The organism is Micromonospora sp. LA-10 (assembly GCF_051853095.1).
Classification (GTDB): domain Bacteria; phylum Actinomycetota; class Actinomycetes; order Mycobacteriales; family Micromonosporaceae; genus Micromonospora; species Micromonospora echinospora_A.
Genome location: NZ_CP195710.1, coordinates 6,009,565 through 6,029,760, shown reverse-complemented (window position 1 = coordinate 6,029,760; position 20,196 = coordinate 6,009,565). Strand labels below are relative to the sequence as shown.

Annotated in this window: 18 protein-coding genes and 3 pseudogenes; 8 read left to right on the top strand and 13 right to left on the bottom strand. The window is 69.9% G+C overall.

The window, feature by feature from the left end; all coding sequences use genetic code 11:
* The first annotated feature begins 51 nt into the window (after positions 1-51).
* A complete protein-coding gene (locus ACSDG8_RS28060) occupies positions 52-1,287 on the top strand; it encodes an MFS transporter (protein ID WP_210942407.1) in 1,236 nt (411 codons plus the stop codon).
* Positions 1,288-1,397: 110 nt separating this feature from the next.
* Here the strand turns inward: ACSDG8_RS28060 and ACSDG8_RS28055 are convergent, their stop codons facing one another.
* From ACSDG8_RS28055 to ACSDG8_RS28040, 4 genes are read right to left on the bottom strand one after another with little or no spacing between them, the layout of a single operon-like run.
* The gene (locus ACSDG8_RS28055; RefSeq protein WP_439427379.1) at positions 1,398-4,229 is read right to left on the bottom strand and encodes a right-handed parallel beta-helix repeat-containing protein; all 2,832 of its coding nucleotides are present in this window, start codon (positions 4,227-4,229) and stop codon (positions 1,398-1,400) included.
* Positions 4,226-5,419: a hypothetical protein gene (locus tag ACSDG8_RS28050; protein WP_210891849.1), complete on the bottom strand. Its 1,194-nt coding sequence runs from the start codon at positions 5,417-5,419 to the stop codon at positions 4,226-4,228. The genes ACSDG8_RS28055 and ACSDG8_RS28050 overlap by 4 nt, the downstream gene beginning before the upstream one ends.
* The gene (locus ACSDG8_RS28045) at positions 5,403-5,621 is read right to left on the bottom strand and encodes a hypothetical protein (RefSeq protein WP_210891847.1); all 219 of its coding nucleotides are present in this window, start codon (positions 5,619-5,621) and stop codon (positions 5,403-5,405) included. The genes ACSDG8_RS28050 and ACSDG8_RS28045 overlap by 17 nt, the downstream gene beginning before the upstream one ends.
* Positions 5,614-6,828, bottom strand: coding sequence for a hypothetical protein (locus ACSDG8_RS28040; RefSeq protein ID WP_210891845.1), 1,215 nt, complete (start codon positions 6,826-6,828; stop codon positions 5,614-5,616). Before ACSDG8_RS28040 ends, ACSDG8_RS28045 begins: the two co-directional genes overlap by 8 nt.
* Before the next feature lie 528 nt (positions 6,829-7,356).
* Here ACSDG8_RS28040 and ACSDG8_RS28035 point away from each other — a divergent pair.
* On the top strand, positions 7,357-7,656 hold the full coding sequence (locus ACSDG8_RS28035) for a hypothetical protein (RefSeq protein ID WP_210891842.1): 300 nt from the start codon (positions 7,357-7,359) through the stop codon (positions 7,654-7,656).
* A gap of 342 nt (positions 7,657-7,998) precedes the next feature.
* Here the strand turns inward: ACSDG8_RS28035 and ACSDG8_RS28030 are convergent, their stop codons facing one another.
* The gene (locus ACSDG8_RS28030) at positions 7,999-8,268 is read right to left on the bottom strand and encodes a hypothetical protein (protein WP_439427378.1); all 270 of its coding nucleotides are present in this window, start codon (positions 8,266-8,268) and stop codon (positions 7,999-8,001) included.
* Between the two features lie 12 nt (positions 8,269-8,280).
* Here ACSDG8_RS28030 and ACSDG8_RS28025 point away from each other — a divergent pair.
* Positions 8,281-8,502: pseudogene (locus ACSDG8_RS28025) on the top strand (hypothetical protein); the annotation flags it as partial.
* Positions 8,503-8,605: 103 nt separating this feature from the next.
* Here the strand turns inward: ACSDG8_RS28025 and ACSDG8_RS28020 are convergent.
* The gene (locus tag ACSDG8_RS28020; RefSeq protein ID WP_230650269.1) at positions 8,606-9,601 is read right to left on the bottom strand and encodes a LacI family DNA-binding transcriptional regulator; all 996 of its coding nucleotides are present in this window, start codon (positions 9,599-9,601) and stop codon (positions 8,606-8,608) included.
* 276 nt (positions 9,602-9,877) lie between these two features.
* On the opposite strand from ACSDG8_RS28020, the gene ACSDG8_RS28015 reads away from it, so the two are divergent.
* The 5 genes from ACSDG8_RS28015 (at position 9,878) to ACSDG8_RS27995 (ending at position 15,070) form a co-directional block, all read left to right on the top strand.
* Positions 9,878-11,149, top strand: a complete 1,272-nt coding sequence (locus ACSDG8_RS28015) for an ABC transporter substrate-binding protein (protein WP_210891838.1) — start codon at positions 9,878-9,880, stop codon at positions 11,147-11,149.
* 63 nt (positions 11,150-11,212) lie between these two features.
* Complete coding sequence (locus tag ACSDG8_RS28010; RefSeq protein ID WP_013476096.1) at positions 11,213-12,145, top strand: carbohydrate ABC transporter permease; 933 nt, start codon at positions 11,213-11,215, stop codon at positions 12,143-12,145.
* Between the two features lie 10 nt (positions 12,146-12,155).
* Positions 12,156-13,055, top strand: a complete 900-nt coding sequence (locus ACSDG8_RS28005) for a carbohydrate ABC transporter permease (RefSeq protein WP_030274737.1) — start codon at positions 12,156-12,158, stop codon at positions 13,053-13,055.
* The gene (locus ACSDG8_RS28000) at positions 13,052-14,485 is read left to right on the top strand and encodes a GH1 family beta-glucosidase (RefSeq protein ID WP_210891836.1); all 1,434 of its coding nucleotides are present in this window, start codon (positions 13,052-13,054) and stop codon (positions 14,483-14,485) included. The genes ACSDG8_RS28005 and ACSDG8_RS28000 overlap by 4 nt, the downstream gene beginning before the upstream one ends.
* A 60-nt stretch (positions 14,486-14,545) precedes the next feature.
* A complete protein-coding gene (locus ACSDG8_RS27995) occupies positions 14,546-15,070 on the top strand; it encodes a hypothetical protein (RefSeq protein ID WP_439427377.1) in 525 nt (174 codons plus the stop codon).
* A 202-nt stretch (positions 15,071-15,272) separates the two neighbouring features.
* On the opposite strand, the pseudogene ACSDG8_RS27990 reads toward ACSDG8_RS27995, so the two are convergent.
* The 7 genes and pseudogenes from ACSDG8_RS27990 to ccrA form a co-directional block, all read right to left on the bottom strand.
* Positions 15,273-15,494 (bottom strand): annotated as a pseudogene (locus ACSDG8_RS27990) (IS701 family transposase); the annotation flags it as partial.
* A gap of 149 nt (positions 15,495-15,643) precedes the next feature.
* Entirely contained in the window at positions 15,644-16,312 is a 669-nt protein-coding gene (locus ACSDG8_RS27985) for a 4'-phosphopantetheinyl transferase family protein (RefSeq protein ID WP_439427376.1), read from the bottom strand.
* Positions 16,309-17,199, bottom strand: coding sequence for a metallophosphoesterase (locus tag ACSDG8_RS27980; RefSeq protein ID WP_439427375.1), 891 nt, complete (start codon positions 17,197-17,199; stop codon positions 16,309-16,311). Before ACSDG8_RS27980 ends, ACSDG8_RS27985 begins: the two co-directional genes overlap by 4 nt.
* Positions 17,200-17,228: 29 nt before the next feature.
* Positions 17,229-17,435 (bottom strand): hypothetical protein, encoded by a 207-nt coding sequence (locus ACSDG8_RS27975; RefSeq protein ID WP_439428084.1) that lies wholly within the window; start codon positions 17,433-17,435, stop codon positions 17,229-17,231.
* 66 nt (positions 17,436-17,501) lie between these two features.
* A pseudogene (locus tag ACSDG8_RS27970) lies at positions 17,502-17,711 on the bottom strand (hypothetical protein); the annotation flags it as partial.
* A 63-nt stretch (positions 17,712-17,774) separates the two neighbouring features.
* The gene (locus tag ACSDG8_RS27965) at positions 17,775-18,776 is read right to left on the bottom strand and encodes a 3-oxoacyl-ACP synthase III family protein (RefSeq protein ID WP_439427374.1); all 1,002 of its coding nucleotides are present in this window, start codon (positions 18,774-18,776) and stop codon (positions 17,775-17,777) included.
* Positions 18,773-20,119, bottom strand: a complete 1,347-nt coding sequence (gene ccrA / locus ACSDG8_RS27960) for a crotonyl-CoA carboxylase/reductase (RefSeq protein ID WP_439427373.1) — start codon at positions 20,117-20,119, stop codon at positions 18,773-18,775. Before ccrA ends, ACSDG8_RS27965 begins: the two co-directional genes overlap by 4 nt.
* Positions 20,120-20,196 lie beyond the last annotated feature (77 nt).

Sequence of the window (20,196 nt, the reverse complement as noted above, 5' to 3'; positions counted from 1 at the left end):
GCAGCTAGCGTGTTGCCACCATAAGCGGTTTTGCCGGAAACAGGGGGCCTGATGAGACGCGGACGGGCAGTGGGAGCGCTGATCGGCCTGTCCGGTGGGACGTTCCTCTACACCACCGCCGAGGCGCTGCCGATCGGGCTGCTGCTCCCGATGGCGATGGACCTGGCCGTCTCGCCGCCGCAGGTGGGCATGCTCGTCACCGCGTACGGCGCGGTGGTGATGGTCGCCTCGGTCCCGTTGACGGCGCTGGTCCGCAGGGTCCCCCGCCGCCGGCTGCTGTCGGTGCTCCTGGCCGGCTTCGTCCTCAGCACCGCCGTCACGGCATTGACCAGCACCTTCACGCTGCTCCTGGTCGCCAGGATGGTCACCGCGACGACCCATGCGCTGTTCTGGGCCGTGGTGGTGCCGGCTGCGGCCGAACTGTTCCGGCCCGCACTACGCGGGCGGGTCGTCGCGGTCGTATTCGCCGGCGGCACCGTCGCGCTGGCGCTGGGAGTGCCCGCGGGCACCTGGCTGGGCGACCGCGCCGGGTGGCGCACATCGTTCCTGGCGGTGGCCGGGCTCGGCGCGGTCACCCTCGTCCTGGTGGCCGCGCTGCTGCCCTCGACGCGGCCGGAAGACGGCCACGCCGCCCGGGGTGCGACGCCCGACGCCCGACGCTTCTGGCTGCTGGTGGCGATGGCCGTCCTGGCGACCGCCGGTGCCATTGCCGCCTACACCTACGTCGCCCTCTTCGTCACCGAGGTCAGCGGATTCTCTGCCGCGTCAGTCGGGGCCATCCTGTTCGTGCGTGGCATCGCCAGCGTGCTCGGCATCCTCGCCATCGGCGCGCTGCTGGACCGCAGCCCGTGGCTCGCTCTCCTCACGACCGTCGCACTGCAATCGGCAGCACTGCTCGGCCTGTACACGTTCGGCCAACGGCCGTCGGTGTCCGTCGGCCTGATCGCTCTGGCCGGACTGGCATTCGCCGCGTTCACCGCGACGCTCGGCGGCCTCGTTCTGCAGGTGGCCCCCGGACGCTCCGACCTCGCCGCCGCCGCAGTCTCCGCCGCGGTCAACGTCGGCATCACCGCCGGCGCGTTCGTCGGCGGCCTGGCCCTGCCGAGCCATGGTGTACGCGCTACCGTGCTGATCGGCGCCCTGCTCGGCGCAGCCGCCCTGGTGCTGGCTCTCGGCGAACGACTCATCCGGCCCTCGCTCCGTCTCAGCCACGGTGCGGACTCTCGTCACGCAAGCGCCGGTGGCGGTACATCCAGCTCCTCGGCCAGCCGGCGGACCCGCGTCTAGACAGGGCTACCGGCAACCAGGTCCACACCCGGCAACCAGACCGAGCACCGCCCACCCCGACTCCGCAAGCCCCGATGGGCTGCGGAATCAGGATGCAACAAGCTCTTTGATCATGAAGTCCGGACGTGGGCGCCGGGCTCGCCTGGCGGGGCGTCGAGGGCCAGCCTCAGCGCCGCCTCGACCGGGTAGACCGGGCAGTACAGCGGAGTCTCGGTGGCTGGCGGGGACGCGTCCTTCGCCTCGAACGCCTCGCGGGCCCGGCCGAGGTCCGCGAGCAGGTCGACGACCGACGGCTCCTTCTTCGGCTCCGGGGGCGCCGCCTCGACGGCCGCCTCCGTCTTCGGCGCCGTGATCGAGACGCCGAGTGCCGCCGCGGCGGCGTTGAGCCCGTCCTTCGGCATCGCGGCGGCCAGCGCCGAGAGGCGGCCGACGGCCTGGTGGGCGTACGCGGCGTCGACCGGCACCGCCGGCAGCTCGAACCGGGTGCCGGCCTGAGCGCCGAACGGGGCGTCGCGGAACACCCGGTCGCGGTTCTCGGCGTCGACGAGCACGTGGCGGCCGTCATGGAGGTCGGCGTACAGGTTGGCGGCGAGCACGTTCCCGTCGAGCAGCAGGTTCTGGCCGGGCACGGTCGCACGGACGGCGATGCTGTCGGCGAAGGCGAGCACGTTGGCCTCGACCCGCACGACGCCCCGGCCTGAGATGTCCAGCAGGCAGCCGGTCGTGGACTGCCCGGTCGAGGCCCGGCCGGTGGGGTCGGCGGCGAACAGGACCGTGTTGCCGCGGACGGTCCAGGGGCCCGCGCCCGGTGCCTGGATACGGACGGCGGTGCCGCTCGTGTTGACGACCACGTTGTTCTCGAACGTCCCGTACGCCGCGCTGAGCTGCACGGCGCAGTACGCCGCGTTCGCGAAGACGCAGTTGCGCACGGTGATGGCGCCGCTTCCGCCGCGCAGGTCGAGCAGCGCCGCCGACTGGGAATGGCCCGCGTCGAGGGCGCCGCTGTCGGCGTACACGTTGTAGGTCGCCCCGTCGAACACGAACCCGTCGAGGATGAGGCCCTCCACTGAGTCCTCGCCGGTGAGCACCGGGTCGCCGAAGATGCCCTTCGCCTTGGTCTCCGGGGTGAGCACGAAGCGCACGGGGTGGCGCCAGGGGTCGCGCGCGGCGAACTCGGCGTCCCACCCGCCCAGCAGCGTCAGGTTGCGTACCGGGATGCGCCACGTGCCCGACCGCAGGCGGCCCGTGTAGTCACCCGCGGCGACGAGGATGCGGTCGCCGTCGGCGGCCTTTTCGAGGGCCTGGAACGGGTCGCGGAACGGCGCCTCGCGGCTGCCGCTCCCGCCGGAGGACCCGGCCCGCACGAACCAGTCGCGCCCGGCCGGCCGGGGCGGCTCGGGGGCCGTGATGTCGAGCACGGGTGCGAGGGAGTCGAGGACGATGGTGGCGCTCTGACGGCCGCCGGGCGGCGTGAGGCGGTACGTGCCGCGGAGCAGGTACGTGGACTCGACGTCCAGGCCGCGCGAATACCGTACGGCCTCCTCAGTCTGGTGGTGGACGAGGCCGTAGCGCGGGGCGAGCGCCCACCACGGGGTGTTGTCGGTGCCGGGCTCGTAGACGGCGACGCCGATGTGCGTCTCCGCGAGCTCGGGGATGATCTGCGTGTTCTGGTCGAAGCCGACCCCGGCCCGCACCTGCACCGGGGTCCCGGCGAGCGCCGGGTCGGCCTCGTAGAGCCGCGCCCAGTCGACGGCCTGGTACGCCGGACCGGCCGGGAGCTCGGTGAACGGCTCCGGCGCGGCCAGGTCGGCGGGGTGCGCGCCCGGGGCCGCGCCGACCGCGAGGACGAGCACCTCGGCCGGGGCGAGCCGGCGCATGACGGGCCGCTGAACATCATGGTCCGGTGTGGGCGGCAGCTCACCGAGGCCGGCCGATTTCCGCAGCGCGTTGAGGGCGGCGGTCGGCGGGCGCTCGTACGTGGCGGCAGTGTCCGCTGTGTACGGGTCGAGCCACGCCGCCGGGATCCCGGTCAGCTGCGGGTCGCCGACGGTGTTGCCGGCCGCCGAGCGCAGGCCGACGTCTTCGAGCTCCGCGGCGTACTCCTCGGTGACCTCGGCCTCCGCGCCCGGCACACGGCTGCGCACGATGTCGCGCGGTGTGGCGAAGAACAGGTTGCGGTCGACGGCGATCTGCCCGACGTCGCGCAGGCAGGCGACGGCCGCGTTGCCGCAGCCGACGAACACGTTGTCGGCGATCGCGGCAGCGCCGTCGACCCGTACGCCGACGGCCCGGTCGGCGCCCGAGCCGCGCGGCGGGTCGGAGTCGTCGTGGGCGAAGGCGAAGGTGTTGCGGCTGACCGCCGCCGGGGTCTCGGGGGCGCCGTCGCGGACGGTGAGCAGGCTGAGGCCGACGCAGTTGACGACGATGTTGTTCTCGAAGACCACGGAGTCGCCGCCGAGCTCGACGGCGCCGGAGCTGCCGTTGGCGAAGCCGCAGTCGCGGACGGTGACGCGCTCGCCGCGCAGGCTCACCAGCGGGCCGTCCCCGTAGGAGGCGCGCTGCAGGCCGCCCTGCTCGTCGTAGTCGTCGCGCCCGGCCCCGTCGAAGAACAACCCGTCCAGGACGAGGCCGTCGTGGCTGCCAATGCCCTGGAGCATGTTCGGCTCGTTCGGGACGCGCAGGCCGGCCTTTGCCGCGAAGACCGTCGGTGTCTGCCAGGGGGTACGGCGGGTGAAGTCGGGGCTGTACCCGCCGAGCACTGTCAACTCGGGGGTGTCGACGACCCACGAGGAGCGCTCGCCGCGCCCGGTATAGGTACCCGCCGCGATGTGGATGCGGTCGCCGGGCGCAGCCTGCCGCAGGGCGAGCCACGGATCGTGGAACGGCCGGGTCCGGGTGCCGTCGCCGACCGGACCGCCCGCCGCGACGAAGAGGTCGGTCATGACTTCTTCACCTCGTCGTCGGCTTCCTCCGTCTTGTCCGCGAGCAGCTTGAAGCCCACCTTGACCGCGTCTTTGACCTGGGCGAATGCGGCGAGGCCCGTCTGCTTGTAGGGTCCCTCGGCCAGGTCCTTGACGTATTCCTCCTCAGTCGCCAGCAGCGACTCCAGAGAATCCGAGGCCTTCTTCAGCTCCTCGTTGAACTTCGCCAGCGTGTCCGGATCATCGGTCAGCTGGGCGAAGGCATTGGTGCTCTCCTCCACGAGCGTGGGGAAGAGCTCGTCGTAGAGCTTGCCGGACTGCTCCTTGGCCGCCTCGGCCCGCGTGTCGAGCCCTCGATCGAGGACGTTCTCCTTCATCCAGTCCCAGTCGGTGGCCCGGTAGTCGCCGGACGCGCCGATGCCGCGCCAGTTCCCCGCCGCCTCGGCGCCGCGGGCGAAGAGCTTGTCGATCCAGTCCTCGTCGAGCTGCTCGCGGGCCGCGGTCAGCAGCTTGATGTTGTCGACCACCGTCTGCTTCGCGGCACGCTTCTGCTTGGCCGCCATGAGGTTCTCCGCGGCGAGCTTCTCGAAGGTCTTGATCGCCTCGTTGGCGGCTTCCTTGGACGACGGGTCCCTCATGAAGAGGACGATCAGGCGGGCGCCCGAGGTCGGGAGGTACTTGACGAGCAGGCTCTTGACCGTGTCCTGGATGGAGCCGAAGTTCTTGAGGAGCAGCTGCTCGACGATCGCGTCGTTGCTGCGCGCGTTCTTGAGGTCCTCCTCGCACTTCTTGATGAGCGCGAGGTCGGCCTCCAGGACCTTGCCCATCAGCGTGGCGACCTCGGGGACGTCGAGCCGGGCGACCTGCGCCCAGATCTTGCGCTCCCCGGCGAGGAAGTCACGCGGGCCGACCGCGGTCCACCGTTCGTCGGCGGACATCGCGTTGGCCTGGCTGTCCTCCAGCACCGACCGGATGTCCGATTCGAGGCGCTCCATCAGCGCCTCGGCCTGCTCGCAGTTGGTCTCCCACCGGTCGGTCAGGCCGTCATAGCCCGGTTGCTCCAGCTTGGAGAGCATCTCCTCGAACAGCTTCTCCCGATCGGTGTCGAAGCGTTCCAGCAGATCCATGACCTTGTCGAGGATGTCCTCCTCGAAACCCGTGGCGCGCATCCGCTGCTCAACGAGCTCGCGGGCGTCATCGACATCTTCCACAAATTTCAGCGTAGGAGGCCCCGGTCACCCCAGGCAGTCGTAAACCCGATCCCTGCCAGATCAACAAGGCGTCCCGGCGGATGTCGCCGGTGCCACCGATGACCAGCAGGAAAAGCCGCTCGATCTCGGCGTGCTGGGCGAGCAGCAGGTCGACCACGTCCTCCTGCGGACCCGGGCTGGCCGGGGCGTCGGTGTCAGGCATGGGTGCCTCCCTCGGCGCGCAGCCGCTCCACCGGGTGCGGGCCCTCGGTCTCGATGCGGTACTCGTCGCCGAAGCGCTCCCGGTGCATGTCGATCACCTGCTCGCTCGGCGGCTGCTGGCCGTCGTGCAGCTGCTGCTGCATCCACTCGAAGCGCTCGTGGGCCTCGATGACGTAGCCCTCACCGAGCTTGGTCAGGCCGACCGTCTCGGCCAGCAGGTGCCGCAGGTACTGCTTGTTCGGCTCGAACGTCAGCGGCTCGGGCAGGCCGGCGCTGCCGACAATCTCCTCGGGCTCCCGGCCGTCGTGGCGACGCAGCAGGTCGGCGGCCTGCTGCAGGTGGGCCAGCTCCATCTGCAGGTGCAGCTCCCAGATCGCCTTGACCTTTGGGTCGCTCTCCTGTTGCAGGAAGGAGTAGTAGAGCCAGCACTCGTTGTACTCGTGGGTGAGCAGCCGCTCCCACCAGTTCTCACCCGGATCGAGCAGCGACTCGTAGTGAGTGACGTGCTCCTGCTCGATCAGGCTGATCTCCTGGTAGAGCTGGCGGGCGATCGGCTCCATGTACTGCGGGCCGACGTTCATGTAGTAGAACATCACCTGCTGCTCGGCCGAGAGGATCGTCAGCGCGTGCAACTTCGAGCGCGGGTCCACCGAGTTGCGGTCGTACGGCGTGCGGACCTCGTCGAACGGGTGCCGGTGCTCCTGCACGGTGGGCCGCCCGGGCATCACCTCGGTCAGCCCGTCGACGATCTTCTCCGCCTTGCGACGCTCGACCATCTCGTACAGGTTGGCGTAGCGGTACAGGTGGTCGAAGTCCTCCAACACACCGAACTCGTACGCCCGCTTCAAGTACGGGTCCGGCTCGTGCCGGGCCACCCAGGCGGTGAGGTCGACGGCGACCTGCTCGTATCCCAGCGTCGTCTCCAGCACGCTGGCCACCCCGGGCAGCAGCCAGTTCACCACCCGCTGCTGCTGGCTCTCCACGTACCGCACGTACGCGAGCTGCCGGCGGACCTCCTGGTCGGGGCAGTTGCGGGCGAACTGGTGCTGGAAGTTGATCGCCTCGACCTCGATGCCGTTCATCGTGATGATCCGGCACCGGGTGTACGGGTCGACGGCCTCGGGGTCGATCGGCTCGACATCAAGCTCGCGCCAGTTGCGGATCTGGCTCTCCAGCGGGATTCCCTTGTGATCCAACGGATTGAACATGGCACTCCTTCGTTGGGTGTTGTTGCGGTCTCCACCCGAGGGCACGAGCAGGTGGGCCGGTGCTCGCCGAGCCCCGCCACCCTGCACGCCGCACGAACGGCGCCGGCAGGCGCGTGGGCCGGGTATCCCCCTTGCCGACATGGCACCTCCGCTCTCCGTGAACGACCCACCCGCGTTACGCGAAACAGCAGGGGAGGACCCGGAAGGGCGCATGTCTTGACCCGTTCGTCCCCTCTACCCCACCCGAGCGACCTGACACCTTCCCGGGTGCTTTCCGACCTATAGGTGCAGGCGTACACCCGGCTGGGCGTGCCGGGGCGGAAACGGCGTGTTTGCCCCGACGTCGGCGGGGGGACCTCAAGGACCGGCGCATACGGCCGCTACGGCGGCATTCGGCGCTTCCCCGGTGGGTCACCCGGACTTCCGTGACCAGAGATGTCTTCTCGATGCCCCCGGCATCCGCGTCCAGCGACAGCGGACCTGACGGTCCTTCCTCCCTGGGCGCACCCCGATAACCAGGATCTGTTCATGGCCTCGTCCCCCACTGCCACCGCCCGGCGCGGCACCAACGCCACCGAGTCGCACCGCGTCCACGGCGAGACGAAGCCCGCCTACAAGACCACCGAGTTCGTCGCGTACGTGGTCATGGTCCTCGGCGTGCTCATCGCCTCCCTCGTGGTCGACGGCAACGGCAACGGCGACAACGGCAGCGGCGGTGACTTCTTCCGCGCCGACCGCGCCTGGCTCTACGTCACCATGCTGACCATCGGCTACATGGTCAGCCGCGGCTTGGCCAAGGCCGGCAGCCGCTCCACCCACAACGCCTGATCCCAAGCACGACATCGCCGCCCGGTCGCCATCCGCGCGACCGGGCGGTGCTGCGTCTCGGCGACGACCACCCTGCGGGCCGGAGGAGTCGCAACGCCCTGGTCCTCAGGTGCGGGAGCGACTTGCGAGGGTAGGGACAGGCCCGGGTCAAGAAGCGCGCCCTACGTGTCCACCCCGGACCGCGCCCTCGACCGGCCCGGGCGGGCGGGGTTCCGGTGGATGGTGAGGTGCCCCATGACGATCTCGTTCGTCGACCCGCGGAGCGCGAGCGCGCTGCCGCCGGCCGCACCTGTCGGCGCGGCCTTAGGGCCAGCGCCCCGATGTGGCGCATGAGGAGCCGTCCTATGCCGTGACCGGCGGCCGGGGGTGCACGAACATGGTGTAGACCTTGTTGCCGTCGCGGGAGACGGTGCCGATGATCCCACTTTCTTCGGCGACGAAAATCTGCCGTTGTGTGGCGAGTTCCTTGATGCGATGTTCGGTGAAGTGTTCGCACATCCGCTCGATCACCTCGCTCGGATAGTCATAACTGTTGGCCTCACGTAGGCAGCGTTCGATGAGGCCCGCCACGGCAAGGGCATCGGCGTTGTCGAACCGTCTTACGATCACCATCGATCAATCTTGCCTGCACCATGTGCCAGACGGAGCACCGGCGTGCTCTTCTACCACCAGCACATCCCCGCGGTCCTCGTCCCGTTGCCCGAGCACGATCCGCGCACTGCCCCGGAGCTACCAGACGTAGTCGACGAGGACCGGCGCCTGCTCGACGGCCGTCATCTACCGGCGTTCCGGGACTTGCTCGTCTTCGGCACCACCGCCACCGGTGAGGAGAGCACCCGTGCCTGAGCCTCGTCCGCCGCTCCACAATGCCGAACCCCACAACTCGGAACCGTCGTGCTCTGCCGCGTCTGAGCCAGAGCGGGACGGCGCCGACGTCGCGCGGTTCGGGTCAGGTGGAGCCGCGGACGACCAGCGTCGTCGGCAACACGGTCGGCTTGGGCGGGTCGTCGCCGCCGTGCAGCATGGCGACCAGCGCCTCGGCGGCGGCCGTGCCGAAGCCGGGCTTGTTCTGGGCGACGGTGCTGAGCCCGGGCGGGATCAGCGCGGCCACCTCGATGTCGTCGAAGCCGATAATCGCAATGTCGTCGGGGATCCGTAGGCCGGCCGCCTGGGCCGCGCGCATCGCGCCGACAGCCATCTCGTCACCGGCGACGAACACTGCGGTAGGGCGGTCGTCGAGGGCGAGCAGCCGGTTCATCGCGGCGTGACCGCCGTCGAGATAGAAGTCTCCCTCGATGACGTGGCTGTCGGCGAGCGGCAGGCCGGCCCCGGCCAGAGCGGCCCGGAAGCCGACGAGCCGTTCGGCTCCCGGCCAGGTTCGCAGCGGGCCGGTGATGGTGGCGATGCGCCGGTGGCCGCGTTCGACGAGGTGGCGCACGGCGAGCGCCGCGCCGCCGGCATTGTCCGAGGTGATGTAGGTCGATGTCGGGCCGTCGACCCGCAGGTCGAGAGCGACGCACGGCACCTGGGCTTCGACGAGGGCGAGCACGGCCGGGTCCCGGGTGCCGTTGTCGATGATGACGGCGCCGTCGAGATTGTGCTGGCGGACGGCGCGTACGTATCGCTGCCCGTCGTCGGGCCCCGCCGCGTCGTGACCGGCGAGCATGAGCAGGTTCAGCCCGTGCGCGCTGAGCGCCGTCTTGAGCGCGACGAGGATCTCCTGCAGGAACGGGTGGCGCCATCCAGGGCGGCGATGGTCGGTGTCCCATACCAGGCCCACCATGTTGGATTTCTTCGTGGCGAGCGTCCGGGCCGACCCGTTCGGCAGGTAGCCGATCTCGGCGGCCAGGTCGAGGATGCGCTGACGGGTGTGCTGGCTGACGACCTCGGGGGTGTTGAAGACGCGGGACACGGTGGCGACGGACACGCCGGAGCGGCGCGCCAACTCCCTAATTGTGGTCAATGTGGTGCCTTCTCTGTAACCGGTTTCACGACCGTAGCGTCAGCGATGTCCGCCGGTCAAGCCGCATCGACCGTTACCGTTTTGTAACTTGACACCCCCTAGCCGAAACCGTTCACACTTCCCAGGAAAGGCGCTCACCGGCGACTCGGCCGGCATCCGATCTTCATCCAACTCCACCCACCCCACCGCCATCGCTTCGCCGCGATGTAACCGGTTTCAGGTAACCGGTTACATCACCGCACGAAAGGGTTCCCTGGTATGCACCCAAACCGATTGTTGCGACTGACGGCGGCCATCCTGGCCGCCGGAGTACTGCTGACCGCGTGCGGCACCGGCACTGACGAAGGCTCCGACGGCGGCAACGAAAAGATCACCCTGAACGTCAATCTGTTCGGCAACTTCGGGTACCAGGACCTGTACGCCGAGTACCAGAAGTCGCACCCGAACATCACGATCCAGGAGCACACGGCCGCCTACAACGACCATCATCGCGACCTGATCACCCACCTGGCCACCGGCTCCGGCGCGGGCGACATCGAGGGCGTCGACACGGGCTTCATCGCGCAGATGCGCGAGCGGGGCAACCTCTTCGTCGACCTGGGCAAGGACCGCCAGTCCGAGTACCTCGACTGGAAGTGGGCGGCGTCGCTGGCCAAGGACGGCAAGCAGATCGGGTACGGCACCGACGTCGGCGGCCTGGCCATCTGCTATCGGCGTGACCTGTTCGAGAAGGCCGGCATGCCGGTCGACCGCGACCAGGTGTCGGCCGCCTGGGGCAGCGGCTGGGACAAGTACATCGAGTTCGGCAAGCGGTACGCGGCGAAGGCCCCGGCCGGCAGCGCCTTCTTCGATGGCGGAGGCCAACTGTTCAACGCCATCATCGGCCAGGCCCCGGTCGGGTACTACAACGAGGACAACGGCATCGTCGTGGGCACCAACCCCGATGTCCGCAAGGCCTGGGACCTGACGGTGACGGCGATCCAGAGCAGCCTGTCGGCCAGGCTGATCGGCAGCTCGCAGGAGTGGAACAACGGCTTCGCGAAGGACCAGTTCGCCACGATCGCGTGCCCGGCCTGGATGATGGCCAAGATCAAGGACCAGGCGAAGCACGCCGCCGGCAAGTGGGACGTGGCGAGCGTCCCGGGCGGCGGCGGCAACTGGGGCGGCTCGTACCTCACCGTTCCCAAGCAGGGCAAGCACATCGAGGAGGCCAAGAAGCTGGCGGCGTGGCTGACCGCCCCGGAACAGCAGGCCAAGGTGTTCACCGCGCGGGGCAACCTGCCGTCCATCCCGGCGCTGTACGACAAGCCTGACATTGCCCAGTACAAGGACGCCTTCTTCAACAACGCCCCGGTGGGCCAGCTCTTCACCACCGCGGCAAAGCAACTCAAGCCCCAGCACCAGGGCCCGCGAGCCGGGGATGTGCAGACCACCATCCGCGACGCCCTCGTCCGCATCGAACAGGGCAAGCAAAGCTCCGACGAGTCCTGGAAGCAGATGGTCAGCGACGTCGAGCGCCTCGCCAAGTAACTCGACCCGCGCCGCCGGCGGTCGCCCTGACCGCCGGCGGCCCCCGGCGACGAAGGATCGACGATGGCCACCTACCTCCACCAGGCCCGCCGGGCCGGCCTGAGCCGGCTCGACACCAAGGGCTCGCCCTACCTCTACATCCTGCCGTTCTTCCTGCTGTTCGGCGCGTTCGGGCTGTTCCCGCTGCTGTACACGGCGTACGTCTCGTTCAATGACTGGGACCTGCTCGACTCCGGGTCGCACCGCTGGGTCGGCCTCGCGAACTACCGCGAGATGCTGCAGGACGCGTACTTCTGGAACGCCCTGGGCAACACACTCAGCATCTGGGTGCTGTCCACCGTGCCGCAACTGCTCGCCGCGCTCTGGATCGCCCACCTGCTCAACCACCGGCTGCGGGCCCGCACCGCGCTACGGATGGGCGTGCTGCTGCCCAACGTCACCTCGATCGTGGCGGTGACGATCGTCTTCACCCAGCTGTTCGGCCGCGACTTCGGCATGGTCAACTGGGCGCTCGGCCTCGTCGGCATCGGCCCGATCGACTGGCAGGCCAACACCTGGAGCTCCCACCTGGCCATCTCGTTCATCGTCGCCTGGCGATGGACCGGCTACAACGCTCTCATCTACCTCGCCTCGATGCAGGCGATCCCGCACCACCTGTACGAGGCCGCCGACCTCGACGGCGCGTCGCAGGGTCAGCAGTTCAGGCGGATCACCGTCCCGATGCTGCGGCCGACGATCATCTTCACCACGGTGATCTCAACGATCGGCGGCCTGCAGATCATGGCCGAACCCCTGCTGTTCGCCAGCTCCCAGACGCCCACCGGCGGCTCCGACCGGCAGTTCCAGACCGTCGCCCTGTTCATGTACGAGCAGGGGTTCCGGGAGTTCCGCTTCGGCTACGCCTCGGCGGTCGCCTGGACGCTCTGTCTGGTCATCGCCATCTTCGCGATCATCAACTTCCTGCTCACCCGGCGCATCGCCAAGGACGAGGACTGAGGAGGACGCCGTGACCACCCTCGCGGACCCCGCACAGACCGGCACCACCCCCTCGCCGCCGCAACGCCGGTCCCACCGGCGCAGGAGCTTCGGGTACCCACGCAAGGGCTCGGTCTGGAGCTACGGCGCCCTGCTGGCGGTCGTGGCCGGGTCGGTCTTCCCGCTCTACTGGTCCATCGTCGTGTCCTCGCAGACCAGCGACGCCGTCACGAAGGTGCCGCCGGCCCTGGTGCCCGGCGGGCACCTCTTCGACAACATCGCGCGCGTGTTCGACACGACCGACTTCGGCCGGGCCCTGGTGAACTCCTTCATCGTCAGCGGCTCAATCACCGTCTCCGTGGTGTTCTTCTCGACCCTGGCCGGGTTCGCCTTCGCCAAACTGCGGTTCCGAGGCCGAAAGGCGCTTCTCGTCGTGGCCATCGCGACCTCGATGGTGCCGCACCAGCTCGGCATCATCCCGCTGTACATCCTGATGGCCGACCTCGGCTGGACCGGACGCCTCACCGCCGTGATCGTGCCTGGGCTGGTAACCGCGTTCGGCGTCTTCTTCATGACCCAGTACCTCGGCCGCGCCGTGCCCGACGAACTGCTGGAGGCCGGCCGCGTCGACGGGTCCAGCACGTTCGGCCTGTACTGGCACATCGTCCTGCCGGCGGCCCGCCCCGCCGCGGCGGTGCTCGGGCTGTTCACCTTCATGCAGGCGTGGAACGACTTCTTCTGGCCGCTGGTCGTGCTGCAGAACAACGCGACCGTGCAGGTGGCGCTCTCCGCACTGGCCAGCGGCTACACCACCGACTACACCCTGACGCTGACCGGCACGTTGCTCGCCACGCTGCCGATCCTCGTCGTCTTCATGCTCCTCGGCCGGCATCTCGTCGACGGCATCATGCAGGGGGCCGTGAAGGGATGACCACCACATCCCAAGGCGCCGCCGCGGCCGCAACCCAGCCGGACCTGCCCGAGCTGCCGGACCTGCCGGCCGGCTTCAGCTGGGGCGCGGCCACTGCGGCGTACCAGATCGAGGGGGCGGTCGACGAGGACGGCCGCGGGCCGTCGATCTGGGACACCTTCTGCCGCCGCCCCGGTGCCGTCGACGACGGCACCTCCGGCTCGGTCGCCTGTGACAGCTACCACCGCTGGCGGGAGGACGTGGACCTGCTGGCCGGCCTCGGCGTGGACGCCTACCGTTTCTCGATCGCCTGGCCACGGGTCATGCCGGCCGGGCGGGGCGCGGTGAACCGGCGGGGCCTCGACTACTACGACCGGCTCGTCGACGCCCTGTGCGGGCACGGCATCCGGCCGTTCGTCACGCTGTACCACTGGGATCTGCCCCAGGCGCTCGAGGACGAGGGTGGCTGGCGGGTACGGGACACCGCCGAGTGGTTCGCCGAGTACGCCGCCGCGGTGGCGGGCGTCCTCGGTGACCGGGTCCAGGACTGGATCACGCTGAACGAGCCGTACTGCTCGTCGATGGTCGGCTACGCGGAGGGCCGGCACGCGCCCGGCGCCGCCGAAGGACACGGTGCCCTGGCCGCCGCCCACCACCTGCTGCTCGGGCACGGCAGGGCGGTCGCCGCAGTCCGGTCCGCCGCCGGCCCGCGGGCGCGCGTCGGCATCACGCTCAACCTCTCCCCCGCCGTGCCGGCCAGCGATACCGAGGCCGACCGGGCGGCGGCGGATCGGCAGGACCTCATGCTCAACCGGCAGTTCACGGATCCGGTGCTGGGCGGCGCGTACCCGTCCGGGTTCGAGCGGCTCTACGCCGGGGTGAGCGATCTGTCGTTCCGCCGGGACGGTGACCTGGCGGTGATCTCCACGCCGCTGGACTTCCTCGGTGTCAACTACTACTACCGGGTGCACGTCGCCGACGCCCCGTACGAGCAGCCCGACCCGGCGCTGCGCAGCGCGTTCGACATCGGGGTCCGGCAGCTACGGCCGGACGGGTTGCCCACCACCGACCTGGGCTGGCCGGTGGAGCCGCAAGGGCTCTTCGACACCCTGACCGGGCTCGCGGACCGTTACCCGGGCCTGCCTGCCGTGTACGTGACGGAGAACGGCTGCGCCGACCTGCGGGACGGACCCGAGCCGGACCCGGAACGGATCTCGTTCGTGGCCGGGCACCTGGCGGCGGCGGCCCGTGCGGCCGCCGTCGACGACCGGCTCGATCTGCGGGGGTACTTCTACTGGTCGCTCATCGACAACTTCGAGTGGGCCCGCGGGTACGGGCCCCGCTTCGGTCTGGCCCACGTCGACTACGGCACCGGATCCCGTACGCCCAAGGCCAGCTACCACTGGCTGCGTGACCGCTTGCAGGCGTGGCGGAAACGCACCTCCACCTGAAGCACCCGGAACCCGTACGCCTTCCGTGGCCTCATCTACTGCGCCGCCTGCGACCGACGCATGCAGGGCCAGTACAACCACGGCGACGCCTACTACCGCTGCCGCTTTCCCCAGGAGTACGCCCTCGCCGACCAGGTCCCACACCCCCGCAACGTCTACCTGCGCGAGGACGCACTCACCGACCCGCTCGACACCTGGCTAGCCTCCGCGCCCCACCGCATCGCACACACGATCACCGCGATGGCCGACGCCCAACCCCTCAACCAACCGCCCACAACGAGCACCGCAGCCCAAGCAATCATCACCGAGTGCGACGCCAAACTGGAGCGCTACCGCGCCGCCCTCGACGCCGGCGCCGATCCGGCAGTCGTCACCGTGCTCCGTAACGCCGACCCGGCCGACAAAGCCGAGGTCTACCGGCAACTCGGACTCCGACTGAACTACCAGCCGGAAACGCAAACGGTGCGCGCTGAAGTCGATCTCAGCGCACACCGTGGGGTTATCGTTTGTGTCCGAGGGGCCACACGACCCATTGCCCCACCGCCGATGACACTCACGGCTACTCTGAGGCTTGCGCAAGCCTAGCGACGCCAAGAGCCTGTGTCAGGTGTGTTTGGCTGACCTTCGTGGTGGCTCATCTCTACTGTGGACGACACACCCCTAGGGCATTGTTAGGTTCGGCGGCGTTTGTTGCCGTGTAGCGGTTTCACGGGTTGGTGGCGGGTGATGCAGGCGCCGGTCCAGGTCGCGAGGAGTCGTTGCAGCTCGCGGATGACCCTGTAGAGGGTCAGGCCGGCGCAGCCGCTTTTGGGCCCAGACGCAGTTCCGTGATGAACAGGTGCGCGGCGGTGACCAGGGTGACGTAGCGGTGCCGCCCGGTCCAGGAACGGCCTTCGAAGTGGTCCAGACCGAGCCCGGTCTTCAGCTCGCGGTAGTCGTGTTCGATGCGCCAGCCGATCGTACCGTAGCGGACCAGGTCGACGCGGCTGGTCGTCTCCGCCGAGTTCGATCGGGTGCACAGCATCCAACGGGCGGTCGAGGTGAATTCGGTGGACGCCGTCATCAGCACCGCCGACCTACGGCCATGCATCATCGAGGCGATCGTGCGGGGCATGAACAGTGACCCCGTGACCCCGCGGCGCGCTTCAGTCCTGCGGGCTACCGTCCCGGCAGCTCGACGACCACCGCGGTCACCATCAGGCCTCGGCCTATGAGGAACGAGCCAGACAGCGCGGTGAGCGGGGGACCGCCATCCAGCCGGTCACCGGGAATGAGGAGGTGCGCGACGAAGGTACGGGCTCGGGGATCGATTTCCAGGTGCACGTCCTCGAAACCGAGCCACCGCGCGGTCAGCGGAAACCACGCCTTGTAGACCGATTCCTTCGCGCTGAACAGCAGTCGGCCCCATTGCGTCGCCGGGTCGTGAAGCGTGACCCGGCGAAGGGTATCGGTGTCTCCAGGGGCGACGATCGACTTGAGTACACCTCTTGGTAGCGGTCCGTGCGGCTCGGCGTCGATGCCCACCGACGAAATCTCCGCAGCCCGGGCAACCGCCGCGGCGCGGTATCCGCTGCAGTGTGTCAAGCTGCCCACCACACCGGCCGGCCACAACGGCTCCCGCTTCGGCCCCGACCGGATCGGGGCGGGAGGCAATCCCAGCAGGCCCATAGCCTGTCGGGCGCAGCGGCGGGCGGTGATGAACTCGCGCCGTCGGCTCTTGACCGCGGCGGCGATCAGGGCAGCCTCGCCCGGGTATGGCGGCTCGTCCGGAATGTCCCCGTACGCCTCCACGCTCCGCACCGCCGCCGGGAGCAGCTTGTCGATCACCGGGTGTCCTTCAGGATGACGCGCATCGGTGCTGGAGTAGACGACCGGCGCATCCTCTCCCGCGGGTAGCCCAACGACACCTGCTCGAACGGCACGCCGCCGTAGGCGGTCGAGCAGGGAATGTGCAGATGTCCGTAGACAACCGCGACCGCCCGGAACCGGATGCGCCAGTCGACGGTCAGCTCTGTGCCGCACCACTGGGCGAACTCCAGGTACGACAGCACGTCAATCGGCTGCCACACCAGCGGCCAGTGACTGACCAGCACCGTCCGGAGCCCCGGGTCGATCGCGGACAGTCGGGCCTTGGCGGCGACGCGGGCCCAGCGCCAGGACTCCCGGTTCCGGTACGGGTCCGGGTGCAGCAACGACTCGTCCGCGCACATTACGTCGGCGTCGTACGCGCGCTTCAGCGCCTCCTCCTTGGTGGCCGCACCGTCGACCCGGAAGGAGTAGTCATAGAGCGGGAAGAGTGGCGCCACGACCACCGGGCCGTCCGGTGCCAACCAGACCGGGTACTCATCCTCGGGCGTGACCACGTCGAGGTCGCGGCACAGGCGTACCAGAGCCTTGCAGCGCGCTACTCCGCGCAGTTTCACCGGATCGCTCGGGTGTGTCCACAGCTCAATTTTGCCCGGCGTCCAGACCACCCGGCGGAACCGGCCGCGCAGCAGGCGCAGTACCGCCTCGATGTCGGCGAATATCTCACCGACATCGCCGACCACGATCAGCCAGTCGTCATCGGTATCGGGCACAATCGCATCGACGGCACGTCGTTTCTCCACGCACGCGACGTAAAGGTCGCTGACCGCGAAGAGGGAGCCAGGCACGTAACAATCCTTCCAAACGGATCGGTCTCCCGGCCGTCCCGTGACGTCCGGGTGGGTCATTCGCCGCGTACCGGCCCCTCGGCCAGCCGTCACCCCGCAGGCTCGACCACTTCCACCACGACGCCGCTCGCTTCACGACATACCGGAACCACGGCGCTGGCCACGCGCCGCGCTCTTCCCACGGCGAGGCAACGCATCCCGAAGGTCCGGTCACGGAACTCGGTAGCCTCGTCCAGGTCGTCCACCACCATGCCGGCCTGATCGATGCCGGCCACCCTGAGGTCGGTGAGGTTCATGCTCTCATTCTGGGTCAGCAGCTCGACATAAGTACTTCCGCCCGACCGATCGATGACCCGGGTGAGCCCGCGCTCGTGCCGCAGCGGCAGTTGAGCGTTGCGGGCGATCCGGGCCGAGAAACCGCTGGGCAGCGTGTCGTTGCAGGGCGACGCGCCACAGCCCGGGCGCCGCCTCGACCGCGGCCGGGCTGATGCCGCCGGGTCGATCCGTCGCGCCCACCCCGGCCTCCTGACCGTGGGACCACCGACCGGGCTGGTCGCCTGTCCCGTCGGCATAGGCGGGGCCGCGACGACGGCGAATCGGAACGGCGGATTCCCCGGCGGGGTGCCCCGCCTCCGTCACACGGGCACGGACCCCCACCGGAGCAGACCCGCCCCAAGGCTCATCCCGCCCCCGAAACCGGCGAGCAGCACGAGGTCGCCCAGGCGCAGCCGGCCGGCCCGGTTGGCGTCGTCCAATGTCACCGGCACCGACGCGCTGCCCACGTTGCCGTAGCGCTCCAGCGTCCGGCAGGTGTGGGCCCCGGTCAGACCGCACCGCCGGACGAGTTCGCTCAGCAACACCCCGTTGGGCTGGTGCGGCACGAAGTGGTCCACCTCGTCCAGCCCGACTCCGGCCCGCTCGGCCAGGCCGCGCAGAGCGGGCGGGACGTGCGCGAAGACGAAGTCCCGCACCCCGCGGCCGTCCATCCGGAAGAAGTGGCCGCCGTCGGCCACCGTCTCCGCCGACGCCGGCAGCCGGCTGCCACCGGCCGCCACGTGGATCAGCCCGTGCGCCGACCCGACGCTGGACAGGTCGAAGGCCAGGAAGCCGCTGCCCTCGGCGACCGGGCCGACCACGGCCGCGCCCGCACCGTCGCCGAGGAGCACCGCGGTGCGGCGGTCGTCGAAGTCCAGCGAGCGGGAGTAGACGTCCGCGCCGACGACCAACGCGTGCCGGCCCGGGTTCACCGCCAGCAGTCCCTGGGCCAGCGCCAGCCCGTACACGAAGCCGCTGCACACGACGTTCACGTCGAAGCACGCCGCCCGGGTGGCGCCGAGCGCGTCCTGCACCAGGTACGAGGTGGGCGGCTGGGGCGAGTCCCCGGTCGAGGTGGAGACGATCAGGTAGTCCACCCCGTCCGCCGGCAGCCCGCTCTGCGCCAGCGCCCGCTCGGCGGCGCGTGTCGCCAGGTCGGACGTGGCCTCGTCGGGGGCGGCGTACCGCCGGGAGGTGATCTGGGTCTTCCGCTCGATCCAGTCCGGCTCGACCCCCACCCGCTCGGCCAGCTCGGCGCTGGTCACCTCGTGCTTCGGAAGGTACGACCCGGTGCCGAGGATGCCCGTCGCGGTCCCGCTCACGACGCGACCGACAGGGTCGACTGACGCAGCGGGTTCAGCCGCTGCTCGCCGATCCGCTCCCGGGCCGCCCGGTCCGTGACGCCGAGCCCCGGCTCGGGCGCCAGGCAGAGCACTCCGACCTTGCCGATGTGCGCGTTGGTCTGCACCAGCCGGGCCGCCTCCCCCACCTCGGCGAGCGGGTAGCACCGGGACAGCGCCGGCGACAGGTGCCCCAGGTCGAACAGGCGGATGCACTCCGCGTTTTCCTGGAGGTTGGCCACGTGGCTGCCGATCACCCGCTTGAGGTTCATCCACAGGTAGCGGTTGTCGTACTGGTGCTGGTAGCCGGTGCTGGAGCCGCAGGTCACCACGATCCCACCGCGCCGGACCAGGAAGACGGACAGGCCGAAGGTCGCCCGGCCGACGTAGTCGAACACGATGTGCGGGTCACCACCCGCTCGCTCCCGAATGATCCTGCCGAGCCGCTTGCCCGCGGCGATCGTCTCCTCCGGACCGTTCCCCGCCCCGCCCAGGCCGAGTTCCTCGCGGTCGACGACGATGTCGCAGCCGAGGCGCCGGAGCAGCTCCGCCTTCTCCGGCGAGCTGACCACGCCCACCGGTATCCCGCCGCCGTTGCGCACCATCTGCACGGCGTACGCGCCCAGCCCGCCGGTGGCACCCCAGACGAGCACGATGTCGCCCTGCTTCATGGCCGCACCCTGCCGGCTCACCAGCATCCGGTACGCGGTCCCGGCGCACAGCGTCACCGAGGCCGCCTCCTCCCACGTCAGGTGCGCGGGCTTGGGCAGGAGCTGGGTGGCGCGGACGACCGTGTAGTGGGCGAGCCCGCCGAAGTTCGTCTCGAACCCCCACGCCCGCTGCTCGGTGCCCATCATCCCGTCGCCGTGGGTGGCCGGCTCCTGGTCGTCGACGCAGGCGGGACTGACGACCACGTGGTCGCCGATCTGCCAGTGCCGGACACCGACGCCGACGCGCACCACGACGCCCGCGCCGTCCGAGCCGACCACCTGGTATGGCTGGTCGTGCCGGCGCGCGAAGCCACCGGTCGCGCCGAACCGCCGGAGGAAGCTGAACGACGGCAGCGGCTCGAACATCGCCGACCAGACGGTGTTGTAGTTGATCGAGCTGGCCATCACCGCGACCAGCACCTCGTCCGGGGCCAGTTCCGGCATCGGCACCTCGCCGACCCGCAGGGACCGGCGTACGTCCTTGTCCTCGGTGCTGGCGAACATCTCGACGTCCTCGACGCGCAGGTGCGCGGCGACGTACCGGTCAGGCACCGGCGCGGCGGCCAGCACCTCCGGCGACGCGCCGGCCAGCACGGCCTGGGTCAGTGGATCCATCGGTCTACTCCTCGGGTTCGTCGAGAGCGGGCAGGTAATGGCCGACGGGCCGTTCCGGATCGGCGGCGACGGCCGCC